Source organism: Hymenobacter sp. BT559, assembly GCF_017571525.1.
Classification (GTDB): Bacteria; Bacteroidota; Bacteroidia; order Cytophagales; family Hymenobacteraceae; genus Hymenobacter; species Hymenobacter ginsengisoli.
The window spans coordinates 103,165-117,086 of record NZ_JAGETY010000013.1; the positions used below are offsets into that span (position 1 = coordinate 103,165).

At 59.7% G+C, this 13,922-nt stretch carries 12 protein-coding genes; 3 read left to right on the forward strand and 9 right to left on the reverse strand.

What is annotated here, in order from left to right; genetic code table 11:
* Window positions 1–194: 194 nt before the first annotated feature.
* Window positions 195–953 (reverse strand): copper homeostasis protein CutC, encoded by a 759-nt coding sequence (locus J4D99_RS17020; protein ID WP_208132935.1) that lies wholly within the window; start codon window positions 951–953, stop codon window positions 195–197.
* 226 nt (window positions 954–1,179) lie between these two features.
* Between J4D99_RS17020 and J4D99_RS17025 the strand changes: the two genes are divergently transcribed.
* Window positions 1,180–3,459 (forward strand): GH92 family glycosyl hydrolase, encoded by a 2,280-nt coding sequence (locus J4D99_RS17025; protein WP_208132936.1) that lies wholly within the window; start codon window positions 1,180–1,182, stop codon window positions 3,457–3,459.
* A 191-nt stretch (window positions 3,460–3,650) separates the two neighbouring features.
* Here J4D99_RS17025 and J4D99_RS17030 read toward each other — a convergent pair whose 3' ends face one another.
* The 5 genes from J4D99_RS17030 to J4D99_RS17050 all read right to left on the reverse strand — a co-directional run bounded on the left by J4D99_RS17030 (window position 3,651) and on the right by J4D99_RS17050 (window position 7,086).
* Window positions 3,651–5,639, reverse strand: a complete 1,989-nt coding sequence (locus J4D99_RS17030) for an AAA domain-containing protein (RefSeq protein ID WP_213019581.1) — start codon at window positions 5,637–5,639, stop codon at window positions 3,651–3,653.
* Between the two features lie 85 nt (window positions 5,640–5,724).
* Window positions 5,725–5,994, reverse strand: a complete 270-nt coding sequence (locus J4D99_RS17035) for a DUF7710 domain-containing protein (protein WP_208132937.1) — start codon at window positions 5,992–5,994, stop codon at window positions 5,725–5,727.
* Between the two features lie 5 nt (window positions 5,995–5,999).
* Window positions 6,000–6,416: a hypothetical protein gene (locus J4D99_RS17040; protein ID WP_208132938.1), complete on the reverse strand. Its 417-nt coding sequence runs from the start codon at window positions 6,414–6,416 to the stop codon at window positions 6,000–6,002.
* Between the two features lie 19 nt (window positions 6,417–6,435).
* A complete protein-coding gene (locus J4D99_RS17045) occupies window positions 6,436–6,807 on the reverse strand; it encodes a cupin domain-containing protein (RefSeq protein ID WP_208132939.1) in 372 nt (123 codons plus the stop codon).
* Between the two features lie 30 nt (window positions 6,808–6,837).
* Window positions 6,838–7,086, reverse strand: coding sequence for a Kazal-type serine protease inhibitor domain-containing protein (locus J4D99_RS17050; RefSeq protein ID WP_208132940.1), 249 nt, complete (start codon window positions 7,084–7,086; stop codon window positions 6,838–6,840).
* Window positions 7,087–7,266: 180 nt separating this feature from the next.
* On the opposite strand from J4D99_RS17050, the gene J4D99_RS22235 reads away from it, so the two are divergent.
* On the forward strand, window positions 7,267–7,785 hold the full coding sequence (locus J4D99_RS22235) for a CsbD family protein (protein WP_208132941.1): 519 nt from the start codon (window positions 7,267–7,269) through the stop codon (window positions 7,783–7,785).
* Window positions 7,786–7,925: 140 nt separating this feature from the next.
* Window positions 7,926–8,339, forward strand: a complete 414-nt coding sequence (locus tag J4D99_RS17060) for a YtxH domain-containing protein (RefSeq protein WP_208132942.1) — start codon at window positions 7,926–7,928, stop codon at window positions 8,337–8,339.
* 277 nt (window positions 8,340–8,616) lie between these two features.
* Here J4D99_RS17060 and lysS read toward each other — a convergent pair whose 3' ends face one another.
* From lysS to J4D99_RS17075, 3 genes are all read right to left on the reverse strand, one after another.
* Window positions 8,617–10,173, reverse strand: a complete 1,557-nt coding sequence (gene lysS, locus J4D99_RS17065) for a lysine--tRNA ligase (RefSeq protein WP_208132943.1) — start codon at window positions 10,171–10,173, stop codon at window positions 8,617–8,619.
* Between the two features lie 226 nt (window positions 10,174–10,399).
* Window positions 10,400–11,509, reverse strand: a complete 1,110-nt coding sequence (locus J4D99_RS17070; RefSeq protein ID WP_236018719.1) for a hypothetical protein — start codon at window positions 11,507–11,509, stop codon at window positions 10,400–10,402.
* Between the two features lie 230 nt (window positions 11,510–11,739).
* On the reverse strand, window positions 11,740–13,881 hold the full coding sequence (locus J4D99_RS17075) for a carboxy terminal-processing peptidase (RefSeq protein WP_208132944.1): 2,142 nt from the start codon (window positions 13,879–13,881) through the stop codon (window positions 11,740–11,742).
* Between the last annotated feature and the right edge of the window lie 41 nt (window positions 13,882–13,922).

Genomic DNA, 13,922 nt, shown 5'->3' on the forward strand with positions numbered 1-13,922 from the left:
TTTGTGCCCTAGTCCGACTCCTGCACGCCGTCCGACTGGTTTCCGGCTGAGTCTTTTTATTTGTAAGTCAGCCATTCAGCCTTATTCGTCCATTTGCCCAGATACCAACTAGTCGAAGGGCTTACATCCGTCTGACCGGTTAGTACTTGGATGCGTCTTTTAAGCAGTGAACTTACAGTTGTAAATCAGCGGGTTTAAGACGCCAACTGCGCCGCCAGTTCGGCAACGATAGCTGCATCCGTTTCCCAGCGCGGCACGTCAAACGCGGTGGCTTTGGCGGCCGCAGGGCTAGCCACCAGCCGCCGGGCGCTGCCATGAAACTCGTGGGCCCCCGTAGCCGCCAGCAGGGCCGGCAGCGTGGCCGGCGTAATGCCCGCGCCCGGCATAATGCTGATGCGCCCGGCCGCCTGCCGCACCAGCGCCGCCAGCTGTGCCTGCCCGGCCAGCGCGCTAGCCTGCCCACCCGAGGTCAGCACCCGGTGGCAGCCCAGGCCGATGATGTCGGTCAGGGCCTGCGCTTGGTCGGGGCAGGCATCGAAGGCGCGGTGGAAAGTAACTTGCAGGGGGCCAGCGGCTTCAATCAAAGCGCGGCAGCTGGGCAGGTCGATGCGGCCGGCCTCGTCGAGGGCGCCTACTACCACGCCGGCGCACCCTAGCGCCCGGCACTGGGCAATGTCGGCCAGCATAATGGCCTGCTCGTCGGGGCTGTAGCAGAAGTTGCCCGGCCGGGGCCGAATCAGCACCATTACCGGAATGGTAAGCCGCCGGAGCACCTGCTGAATCAGGCCGTAAGAAGGCGTTATACCGCCTTGCTCCAGGTTTTGGCACAGCTCGATGCGGTGCGCGCCGCCGGCCTGCGCGGCCAGGGCCGAGGCTAGTGAGCCGGCGCAGATTTCGAGCTGCCTTGAGGACTCATTTTGGGTAAACGATACTGTTCTTTTCTCTTGCTGCATGACGTCACAAAGATGATGACAGCTGCCGACTAGCGCCGACCGGCAGCGGGCTTTTCGAGGGTCTAGCCAGCGTTGTGTAGGCCAGCGAGTTCGCCGTGCGTATTTTCTGGCTCACATTTGTTGCTGCATAGGCTTCGGCTTTTGTGCCATGCGCTGGCCCTGGTGTGGCTAGCCGGGCTAAATCGTTTCAGGTTCGTTGTTTTCCCACCTTTCTTTTGACTGCTTTATGCGTTCAGTGTCTGCGTCGTGCACTTATAAGGTAACTCATTGGCTGACAGGATGCCTGGTAGGCGCGGGCCTGCTGCTAGGGCCTCGCCCGGCCCAGGCTCAGCAGCTGACCTCTTACGTGGACCCGCTTATTGGCTCGGGTGGGCATGGGCACGTGTTTGTGGGCGCCAACGTGCCGTTTGGGGCGGTGCAGCTAGGGCCGCAGAATATTTTCAAGGGCTGGGACTGGTGCTCGGGCTACCATTATTCCGATAGCCTGCTCACCGGCTTTTCGCACACGCACCTCAGCGGCACCGGTGGCTCCGACCTCGGCGACGTGCTCATTATGCCCTACACCGGGGCTATCAAGACCGACAAGGGCCAGCAGAAGGCGCCGCACCAGGGCTACCTCTCGCGCTTCTCGCACCAGCGCGAAGTGGCCAAGCCTGGCTACTACGCCGTGACCCTCGACGACTACGGCATCCGGGCCGAGCTCACGAGTACTGAGCGCGTAGGCATGCACCGCTACACTTTCCCGGCCAATGGCAAGCCGGCCCACGTCATCATTGATTTGAAGGAAGGCAACGACGACAAGGCCACCGATACCTACCTCGAACAAGTTGATGCGCAAACGTTTATCGGCCATCGCTTTTCGCACGGCTGGGCCGACCACCAGCAGCTGTTCTTCGCTATCAAGACTTCGGCGCCGGTGCCTGCATTCGCCTTGTATAATGAGGCGCAGGCCCTAGCCGGCAAATCGGGCAAGGGCGCAGCAGTGAAGGGCGTGCTCAGCTTCGCCAAGGCGCCGGGAACGCTGGTGCTCAAAGTGGGCATTTCGCCGGTGAGCCCGCAAAATGCGCTGGCCAACATCCAGGCGGAGATTCCGGGCTGGGACTTTGGCGTCGTGCAAAAAGCCGCTGAAGCCAAGTGGAATAAGGAGCTAGCCAAGGTCACCATCGAGAGCAAGGACCCGGTGGTGCGCCGCACCTTCTACACGGCGCTCTACCACGCCTGGTTTGCGCCGGCGCTGTTCAATGATGCCAACCACGACTACCGCGGCACCGATGGCAAGGTGTACCCCAAGGCGCCGTTTCAGAACTACACCATCTTCTCGCTCTGGGATACGTATCGTACTGAGCAGTCGCTGTTTACGCTGGCCCAGCCCGAGCGGGTGCCTGATATGATGCAGGCTATGCTGGCCATCGGTCGGCAGCAGGGCAAGCTGCCCATCTGGCACCTCATGGGCAACGAAACCAACACCATGGTGGGCTACAGCGCCGTGCCGGCCCTAGCCGAGGCCTACCTCAAGGGTACGCCTGGCCTCGATGGCCGCCAGGTGCTCGCCGCCCTCAAGCAAGCCAGCACCCGCGACGACGAAGGCGTGGAGTATGTGAAAACGCTGGGCTTCATTCCGGCCGATAAGGAAAACGAGTCGGTAGCCAAAGCCATGGAATACGCCATCGACGACTGGAGCATTGCGCAGGTAGCCAAGAAGGTAGGCGACAAGGAGGCCTACGATGCCTACACCAAGCGCGCCAAGTACTACCAGAAGTATTTCGACCCAAAGACCCGCTTCATGCGCGGCGTCACGGCCGATGGCAAGTTTCAGCTGCCGTTCGATGCCTTTCAGTCTATTCACCGACAAAACCCTTATACCGAAGGCAACGCCTGGCAATACACCTGGCTGGTGCCGCACGATGTGCCAGGGCTGATAAAGCTGTTTGGCACCGAGGCGTCGTTTGTCGAAAAGCTTGACAGTTTGTTTATTGTGAAGGGCAACCTGGGTACCCAGGCCTCGCCCGATATTTCGGGCCTCATCGGCATGTATGCCCACGGCAATGAGCCTAGCCACGCCACCACTTACCTCTACGCCTACGCCGGCCAGCAGTGGAAAACCGCCGAGAAAGTGCGCCAGGTGCTGCGCGAGATGTACAAGGATAAGCCCGACGGCATCAGCGGCAACGAGGACTGCGGCCAGATGTCGGCCTGGTACATCATGTCGGCGATGGGTTTCTACCCCGTCAGCCCCAGCAGCGGGGCCTACGTGCTAGGCAGCCCGCTAGTCGATAAGGCTACCATTCGCCTGCCCCAAGGCAAAACCTTCGTCGTAACAGCGGTGAACAACAGTCCACAAAATATTTATATTCAATCGGCTAGCCTCAATGGTAAGCCCTATGCCAACAGCTACCTGCTGCACCGCGACATCGTGGCGGGCGGCACCCTGCAACTCACCATGGGCCCGCAGCCCAACCGCGCCTTCGGCACGTCCCCGGCCAACCGGCCGAAGGAAGTGTATTAGCGTTAGCCTCGTCTTGGAGGGGTACCTCACCCCCGGCCCCTCTCCTTGAGGAGAGGGGAGCCACGGCGGCGCTAGAATATCAGGTCATTAAAAAAGCTCGCAGCACTAGCTGCGAGCTTTTTTAATTATGCGTTTTAAAATCGCTAGGCTCTCCCCAAGGAGAGGGGCCGGGGATGAGGTACCCGCTAGCGCTACTCCTGCAATTCCCACGCAGTGCGGTAGCCTCCTATGCGCTCTACGTAGTCAAGAAACGCTTTGTAAAACGGATGGGCCCCTAGCGTAGACGAATCGCCAATGAGCAGCAGCTTTTTGCGGGCGCGGGTCATGCCCACGTTCATGCGGCGGATGTCGGATAGGAAGCCGATTTCGCCGTGTCCGTTACTGCGCGTGAGGCTGATAGCGATGATATCGCGCTCCTGGCCCTGAAAGGCATCGACGGTGCCAATAGTCAGCTGCCGGTGCAGCAGCAGGCCACTGAGCTCGTCGTTTTCCTCCACGGCATCCTTTAGGTAGTTAATCTGGGCGCGGTAGGGGGCAATGACGCCGATGCTGAGTGGGTCGGCTTCGTGGTCTACCTGGTCGTAGGGCTCCAGTAGCTGGGCTAGCCGCTTCAGCAGCAGGTCGGCCTCCTCGGGGTTGGCCGTAGAGCGGCTTTCCGGGATGGTGATTTCCTGCATGCCAAAGCCAGCCGTGTCCAGAAACTCGACCGGCAGGTCGGGCGCAAAGCGCAGGTCATAGGCCTCCAGGCCAGCGTGGGCCACGGTAGGCGCAGCCACCAGGCGGCCGTCATAAAACTGCTCCGACGAAAACTGCATAATCTGCTCGTGCATGCGGTACTGCACTTCCAGCATGCGGCTAGCCTCGGGTTGGCGCTTGATGGCTTTCTCAAACAGCGTTTCGCGCAGGGCACCAGCTTTCTCACTTTTCACGGTGGGTGGCAGCTGCTGGTGGTCGCCGGCCAGCACCACGCGGCCCGCCTTGGCAATCGGAATCCAGCAGCCGGGCTCCAGGGCCTGGGCCGCCTCGTCGATAAACACCGTCTCGTAGGTGAGGTGGCGGATATTACGATTGCTGGCCCCCACAAGCGTGCAGGTAATCACCTGTACCTGCTCCAGCAGGTCTTCGGTAATGTAGCGCTCTAGGCCATCGGCTTCCTGGTGCAGGGCGCGGGCTTCTTCCTTTAGCAAGCGGCGCTGCTCGCGCTCTTCCCAGCCAAAGTGGCGCACGTGCTTGCCGGCTTCCTCGCGGTACTGCTCGGCCGTCTGGCGCATCGAGCGCAGCTCGCCGTAGCGCTTGTGGGCCATCACCTGGGCGTCGAGCGTATGCTCTAAAAGCAGGTCGCTCACCCGGCTCGGGTTACCCATGCGAATGACGTTGACGCCGCGCTCAGCCAGCTTTTCGGTGAGCAAATCCACAGCCGTATTGCTTGGGGCGCACACCAGCACCCGGCGCTCGCGCCGGATGGTTTCCAGAATGGCCTGCACCAGCGTGGTCGTCTTGCCCGTGCCGGGCGGGCCGTGGATGATGGCCACATCCTGGGCAGCCTGCACGTGGCGCACGGCCGCCAGCTGGCTCTCGTTGAGCGGGCTGGGGTAGAAGAGGTCGTCGGCTTTCTCTTGGCGGAAGCGGGCGGGTTTGGCCCCTAGCAAGATGTCGCGCAGCTCGGCCAGGCGGTCGCCGTAGGCGCCCATTACCTTGCCCAGGGCGTAGTCCATCTCGCGGTAGCTCACCTCGTCGAAGGTGAGGTCGATGCCCAGCTTGCCGCCTTCGTGTATCCAGTCGGGCAGGTCTTCCTTGGCAGTGGCCAGGGTCAGTTTGTTGCGCCGCACGCTGGTGATAACGCCACTGAGCGTGGGCCGGTCGGTAGCCGAGCGACCTGGCATATTACCAAACAAGGCCGCGTTCTTACCCACCTGGAACAAATGCAGGCCCTGCTGCCCGGCCGGGCGCTCCAGCTCCAACACCACTTTACCGCCAAAGCCCACGTCTTCCTGCGTAATGGTGACGGGGTACCAGGTCAGCCCGCGCTGCTGACGCTCCTGAATAGTAGCCTTGGCATTCTTGAGCTTAAACTGCTCTAAGTCTTCTTGTTGCTCTAGCTTGAGCAAGCCCTGCACGCGGCGCAGCTCCTGCTCAATGGCGTAGGGCTCGGCGTAGGGGAGAATAGTTTCGGTTGACAAAAGCGAAGTAGTTGATTTCGTTGGAGTGATAACAACGAAAACGGGAAATGAGTGGCCGATGGACCCAATAAACGTAGCAATTAAATCAGCCTAAATCATCGGGGTCGTAATGATAATGCTCTTGGCTAGCGTCGGTAAAGCGTTGAATAAAGCCAGCTTCGTAATGCTGAGGCTTTGTTGGCTTGAAGAGCTGCTGCTCAATGGCCCAGTCGTAGGCACTGATGCCCAGCGGGTACTTAGTGAGGCAGCCCGTTAGGCGGTAGCGCGTTATAAATTCCTCAGCTTGTACTTGTGAAGCAAATACGCCACTAGTAAACCGGCCGCCTGCGCCGTGAAATACCCAAACTTCTTCCATAATACCTATTCCACTAGCCCCACCGCCCAGGCCCTGGCCGCTGGCAGCGAGGTAAAGTGCCGAAACTCATATGGCAAGCCCGGCACGCTGCGCTGATACATGCCGTCGATGGTAATGCGATTCATTACTTCTTCCGATTCGAGGTGCGCAAAGCGCTCCACGCCCAGCTCGCCCAGCGGCACCAGCACCTCGGTGTGCGTCCACTCCAGGTCTTTGGGGCGCACGGCGCCCAGGCGGCGGTCGTCGGCCACCCAGCCCGTGACGTGGTGCAGCCGGGCAAAGCGCAGCGCCTCAACCAGCGCCGCCCGAAACGCGGTGCTGCCGGCAAAGCCCAGCCACTCGGTTTCGAGCACGTTGTGCGGGCCACCGCTGTGCAGCACCAGGTTTAGAAACGGAAAGGAAGCAATGATGGTAGTGGTCATGTATGCAGTAAAGCCGGGCTTATTCTTCGCGGTGTACGGTGGCCGGGCTGAAAGCGGGCACGCACACCGACCAATACTCGCACTCAGCATCAAAAGGGTTGGAATAGCGCACCCGCGCACCCGCTTTTATGAGCAGCGACTCGCCGGCTGCCAGCTCCACCACGTCGCCGTCTATCTCGAAGCGCTTGCGGCCACGCACTACGATGGTGATTTCGTCGAACTCGGGGCGCTGGTGCGGCTCGCTCCATTGCGGCGGCGCCACCATGTGCGCCACGCTATACTGGGCAGTGTGCGAGCTGGCTAGCCCCACGTGCTCTTCGATGAGCTTGCCATCGGTGGTGGGCACGCGGAAGGGCTGCGTATTGCGGAAGTAATTTTTTTCGGCAGACATAAGGCAGGTAGAAAATGCGGGGCCGCGAAATTACGGCCGGCCAGGGCAGGGGCCGGGCTTAAAGGAGCGCAGGCCCGCATTGCGCGCCACGCAGGCATTGGCGTAGGTGAGGCCGTTGCAGCCACACACCGGGTCGTACTCCATGGTGCAGATGCCGCTGGGATTTACGCGGCTTGGGTCGATGCAATCGGAAGCAGTAGTGGCTGGCGCGCTGGGCTGGCGCTGGCACGCGCTGGCTGTTCCCAACACTAGCGCTAGCAGAAGGAAGAAACGAGGCATAAGTCCAGCTTATACGGGCAATGGGCCGGCAAAGGGCGCCGGCTAGCCCTTCTACGCAAGAAAAAAAGGCCCTGGCCCAACCCCTCGCCGTGCCGCGCGTATAGCTGCCAAAACCCGGGCTGACGGCCAGTACCGAGCCGGCCCCGGCCAATTCACCTTACCCTTTTTCTTTTCCTTCTCATGTCGTACCGCGAAGAAGATAACAACGCAGGCAAAATTCTCCTCGCCGCCCTTGCTGGCGCTAGCGCTGGCATTATCGCCGGCATTTTGCTGGCTCCCGACAAAGGCTCGGCTACCCTCGAAAACTGGAAAGGCGCTGCCAAGCAATATGGCGGCCAGCTGGGCGAGCAATTCAACAAATACAGCGCTGACCTCGAAACCAAATTCAAAGGCCTGAGCGATAAGCTCGAAGACCTGGGTGTACTGGGCGCCGGTGGCAGCCTCAACATCAAAGGCAACTGGGACGAAATTAAAGGCAAGTTGAAGCAGCAGTATGCACAGCTCACCGATGAGGACCTGACCTACACCGAAGGCAAAGGCGACGAACTGCTCGGCCGCCTGCAAGACAAGCTCGGCAAGGGCAAGTCGGAAGTGACCAAAATCATCAACGACCTCACCGGCAAAGGTGACAGCGTAGCCGACAAAGCCAAAGACGCCGTAAACAAAGGCGCCGATGCTGCCAAGGATGCCGCTAAATAAGCTAGCCCGCTAGCTACTAAAAAAGCCCCACGCCACCCGGCGCGGGGCTTTTTTGCGTTTGAAGGCTAACCACTTGGCTGCCTTCCCCGTTAGCTTTAGCAACTGTTCCTTCTATCTACTTTCTAACGCACTTTTCACTCATGCCAAAAGACAACGGAAAAGTTATTGTTTCGCTGCTAGCCGGCGCCACGGCCGGCATTGTAGCTGGCCTGCTGCTAGCCCCCGAAACGGGCGAAGAGGCCCGCAAGGGCCTGCGCGCATCGGCCCAAAAATGGCTGAATGGCGACCTGGGCAAGCAAGTAAAGGATGCGATAGCCAAATTCCAGGGCCCTGACATCAACCCCGATGCCGCTGTGAGTGAAGACAAAGACGCCGCCGACCGGCTCTTCAACTCCATGGACAATGCCGAGCCCGGCGACCTGGCCACGCCAGCGGGGGCCGGCAACCGGCAGTCGGTATCGGGCGAGGGCGACTACGGCTCGCACCACCGCGACGACCTCGACTACGATGGCGATGCCGGCGAAGGCCGCTACCGCACCGGCGTGGGAGCCTAGCCACTTTTTTGAAAAATTTGTGGGCTTGCGTAACCCAGGCGCACTGGCCGCGTTAAACATGATACAAATGGCTTAAACGAAGCCTGTTGAGAATCATCAGTAAAATTGCCGGTCGTAGGAGATTCTAGGAGTGTTGATTTAACATACTGCTAGTAAAATCAGCCGGTCCATCGCAAGCTTCTGGTAGTTGCAGCAGTTTGTACAAGCCCTTCGTAAAAAGGCCCGCTCTCCTATGTTGAGAGCGGGCCTTTTTTTGTGGCGTCTGTTAGCGGCTTTGCTACGAGGCGCTAGGCTCCGTTTTTTCCTGAGCCACCACCTCGGGGCGCATCTGCGGGAAGAAGAGCACGTCCTGAATGGAGTGCGAATTGGTCATAATCATGCTCAGGCGGTCGATGCCGATGCCCAGGCCCGCCGTGGGCGGCATGCCATATTCGAGGGCACGCAGGAAGTCTTCGTCGAGCACCATGGCTTCGGTGTCGCCGCGCTTGCCGAGCTCCAGCTGGTCCTCGAAGCGCTGGCGCTGGTCGATGGGGTCGTTGAGCTCCGAGAAGGCGTTGCAGATTTCCTTGCCGTTGCAGATGGCTTCGAAGCGCTCCACGAGGCCGGGGTGGTCGCGGTGCTTCTTGGCCAGCGGCGACATCTCTACCGGGTAGTCGGTAATAAACGTGGGCTGGATGAGCTTAGGCTCGACGTGCTCGCCAAAAATCTCGTCAATGATTTTCGACTTGCCCATGCTCGGGTCGAGGCCCACTTTCAGGGTTTTAGCCGTTTCGCGCAGCGCGGCCTCGTCCATCTCGCCGATAGCCACACCGGTAAACTTCTCGATGGCCTCAAACATGGTGTAGCGCTGCCAGGGGCGCTGGAAGTTGATGACGTTTTCGCCCACCTGCACTTCGGTTTTGCCGTGCAGGGCTAGCGCCACGCGCTCTACCATTTCCTCCACCAGGTCCATCATCCAGGCGTAGTCCTTGTAGGCCACGTAGAGCTCCATCTGGGTGAACTCGGGATTGTGGAAGCGCGACATGCCCTCGTTGCGGAAGTCCTTCGAGAACTCGTACACGCCATCGAAGCCGCCCACGATGAGGCGCTTGAGGTACAACTCGTTGGCAATGCGCAGGTACAGCGTCATGTCCAGGGTGTTGTGGTGCGTTTTGAAGGGCCTAGCCGCCGCGCCGCCATAGAGCGGCTGCAGAATCGGCGTTTCAACTTCCAGGTAGCCCTTATCGTTCAGGTAGTTGCGCATGGCTTGCACCAACTGCGTCCGCTTGATGAAGGTGTCGCGCACCTGCGGGTTCACCACCAGGTCTACGTAGCGCTGGCGGTAGCGCACCTCGGGGTCGGTGAAGGCGTCATACACTACTTTCTGACCCGTAGCCTCGTCAACACGCTCCTTCACTACCGGCAGCGGGCGCAGGGCCTTGGCCAGCACTTTCAGCTCGGTTACGTGAATGGACGTTTCGCCCACTTGCGTCTTAAATACGTGGCCTTTCACGCCGATAAAATCGCCGAGGTCGAGCAGCTTTTTGAAAACCGTATTGTACAGCGTCTTATCCTCGCCGGGGCAAATCTCGTCGCGGTTTACGTAGAGCTGAATGCGGCCCGACGAGTCCATGAGCTCCGCGAACGAAGCCTTGCCCATCACGCGCACCGACATAAGGCGGCCGGCTAGGGCCACTTCCTGGAAGTTGTTGAGCTCAGGGTGGTAGTTGTCGTGAATTTCCTGGGCCGAAAAGTTGACGTCGAACAGTTCGGACGGGTAGGGCTCAATGCCAAGCGCCTTCAACTCGTCGAGTTTTTGGCGGCGCAGGATTTCCTGCTCACTCAGGTGATGCATAAGGGTTTCTGAGCCACGGATTCGGACGGATTTTTCGGATTACGCGGATTTTGTAGACACCCCGAGCGAAAAACCTGACAGCCACCCGCCGTAGCGGGTAGAATGTGGCTTTTAAAAAGTGAGCCGCAAAAGTACAACGCGAAAAAAGCCGCCCCTAAAAGGAGCGGCTTACTTTGCCGGTAATCGTTCACAAAATCCGCGTAATCCGAAAAATCCGTGGTCCAGATTAAGCAGCCATCTTCAGCTCGGGCTCGGGCTCGACGCCTAGCAGCGTGGGCTGCACGCGGGTGCGCAGGCGCTCTTGCACAAAGCTGTGCTGCAGGTGGGTCGGCAGCTCGCGCACCAATTGCTCGTAGCGCTCCAGGCCCAGGGCCTTGGCCACGTAGGTTTCGTGGATGCCGTTGAGGTAGCTCACAATGCTCAGCAGAGAGCTGTGGAACAAGCGGAAGTCAATGTCGGCCTCCACGTAGCGCTCAATCTCGCGGCTGCTCTGCGAGATGCGCAGGCGGCCGAGCAGGTCGAAGATGGTGGTGTAGCCCAGGCGCCAGGTAATCTGCTGCCAGTGGGCGGCTGTCCACTTATCGAGCGGCTTGCCAGTCTTCTGGCTGCGGATGGCCGTGTTGGGGTTAGCCTGCACTTGCTGACGCACGCCGATAGCCGTTTGCTTACGCGTAGTGCGCAGGAACTGCCCAATCTGGGCCTGTGCGTCAATCTCCTGCGAGGCAATGTGCAACCCGGCCTTGTAGCTGGCTAGCGGCAGGCGGTGAATGCTGAAGTCGCCATAAGCACCAGCAGCGTAGAACGATACGGGCCGCGGATACGCATTCTTCACCACCAAGCGGCCCACCTCGCGGCGAATCACCTGGGCGTTGTTCGAGCGCACGCCGGTAGTATATAAGAAGGCTTGCAGGCCCGACAGAATAGTATGGTAAGCTTGCGGGAATGTCCAGTGCAAGGCGTTGCGCAAGAAGTTCTCGTCGCCGAGCTCAGCGGTGGCGCGCAGCGCATACTCGGTGCTCCAGCAGGCGTGCAGCAGCTTGGTGAGCGCCGTCACGTCGGCCTCGGTCAGCTCAGCCTGGTGCTGCCGGAAGTAGGGTAGATGCGCTAGGCCCCCCAGCGGGCTCTCGCCCTCCTGAATGTGGTAGCTCAGGGCAAAGAAATAGTTGAGAAATACCTGGGCCGGAATAGAGCGGCGCCAGGTTTCGTCGGCCAGGCGCTGCTGCTCCTGCTCCTCGGGCGTGAGCAGCGCTTCGGCGGGCGAAACGCTCATCACCGGGGCCTGATACGTGTCGGCCGGAATGAGCGGAATAATGCGGGCTTCTGGTTTCGTAGTCATGCTTAGTAAACCGTTAGCCAAAGATTTTAGTTGCAGATTTGCTAATAAAAATCAAGGCGATTTGCTAAAAATGTTAGTGGAAGCATAAGTCATTAAAATAACATGGCATCTTATGCTGAATGGGCATAAAAAAACCCCCTGGCTGGTAGCTAGGGGGCTTTTTTGTACATAACTAAAGAGCCGGTAAGTCGAGCAATGAGGCTGGCTGAGCGGCTACTTTAGCGAGGCGATTATTGCTCGTCTTTGATAACGGCTACGGCTTCGCCTAAAGTGATATCCTTATTGAGGCCACGCGTGAAGCGCATGGCGCGGTTTACTTTCACCGAGTCGCCTCCGACGGCCTGGCGGTCGGCAGCCAACGGGGCTAGGGCTAGCGGGGTAGCCGTTTTCTGGATAGCCTCATACTTATCAGATTCGGCCTTGAGCTGGTGCTGCATAGCGCGATACTTGGTCAGATTCAGCGATACAAGGGTTTCGTTCTTGCGCTTGCGCAGGTTCTGCACCAACTCGTTCATCTGCTGGAAAGCCGGGTTAGTGGCCACGCGGGCCTTACTGTTGGCTTCGAGCTTGGCGTAGTTGGGCTGGTCGTCCCAGGGGCGATAGCTGGCCGGCTTTATCTCGTCCCACTTCAGCGGGTAGTCCGATTCCTTTTCGCCCTGGTCGAGGTACGACAGCACGTCGGGCAGCACGATATCAGAGGCCACACCCTTGAACTGAGTCGAGCCACCGGTTACGCGGTAAAACTTCTGCATCGTGAACTTGAGCGAGCCAAAGGGCTTGAGGCTAGCCAGCTCCGAAGGCAGGGTTTCGTCGAGGTCGATAATGCGCTGCACCGTGCCCTTGCCGTAGGTGCTGGTTGAGCCCATGATAACGCCGCGCTTGTAGTCCTGGATAGCAGCGGCCAGAATCTCGGAGGCCGAGGCGCTGTACTTATTCACAAGCACCACCAGCGGGCCGCTGTACTGCACGCGCGGGTCTTTGTCGTTGAGCACCTGCGTTACGCCGCGGCTGTCGTGCACCTGCACCATGGGGCCGCTGGGCATAAAGAGCCCGGCCATCTCGACGGCATCGTTGAGCGAGCCACCGCCGTTGTAGCGCAGGTCAAACACGACGCCTTTCACACCTTCGGCCGTAAGCTTGGCGAGCTCTTTCTTCACGTCTTCGGCCGACGAGCGGCCGCCGTTGTCGTTGAAATCGGCGTAGAAGGCGGGCAGTTTGAGGTAGCCGATTTTTATGCCGCTCGGGTCGTTCACAACGGCCGAATGCGCATACGTGTCTTCCATCACCACCACGTCGCGGATAATGGGAATAATCTTGGTTGAGCCGTCAGCCTTGCGCACCGTCAGGCGCACCTCCGAGCCTTTTTTGCCCTTGATGAGCGGCACGGCCTTGGCCGTGTGCCAGCCTTCAACGCTCACGGGCTCGGCGGCGCCCTGCGCTACCCGCAGGATGGCGTCGCCTTTTTTGAGTTCGCCCTGCCGAAATGAAGCCGAACCCGGAATGATGTCGGCAACGTAAATCAGGTTGTCTTTCTCCTGTAGCTGCGCCCCAATACCTTCAAACTGTCCGGTGAGCTGGGCATCGAACTCGGCCTTGTCTTTGGGGGCAAAATACTCGGTGTGCGGGTCGTAGGTATTAGCAATGACGTTGGCATAGTTGGCCAGCACCTCGTTGGTGTCGGGCTGGTCGGCAAACTGCTCGTCGTAGTATTTCAGCACGCGCTTGCGGGCTTCAACTTCCATCTGGGCGGGTGTGCGGTCGGGCTCGGCGGTGGCGGGCTCCTTGGCCAGGCTAGCCACGCGGGCACGGTCGTGGCGCTTGTCCTGCTCGTCCATCATCTCGGCCACGCGGGTCAGCGTCTCATACTTGAGCAGCTTGCGCCACTGCTCGCGCTGGTCGGCGGCGTTGGCCGGGAAGGTGGATTTTTCGAAGTCCGTCTGGATAGTCTCCTCGTTGTCAAACGTGAAGGGCTTGGCCAGAATCTCGTGGGCCAGCGCCTGCATCTGCTTGGTGCGCTCAGCCATGAGCTTGGTGCTCAGGTCGAGAAATTCGTGCGTGCCGCGCTTGGTTTCGTCGTCAATGTCCGTCTGATACTTCATCAGCTGCGCGATATCGGACTGCAACAGGAATTTCTTGCGGTAGTCTAAACGCTTGAGCGCGAGGTCAAACACACGCTTGCTGAACGCATCATCGATGCGCTCGGGCTGGTAGTGCGCCTGCGACAAGCCTTGCACGATGGTACCCACCAGCACTTGCTCTTTGCCGGGCGCAGCCTGCGGGCCACTGTGCTCATAAAAGCGGTAAGAAGCCAACCCAAATACGGCGGCCACCAGGCCAGCGTAGGAGCCAATTTTGAGGCGGGGGGAGAACATTCAGGAAAAAATTAGGAAGAAAGCCAAATGTAGGGGCCGCG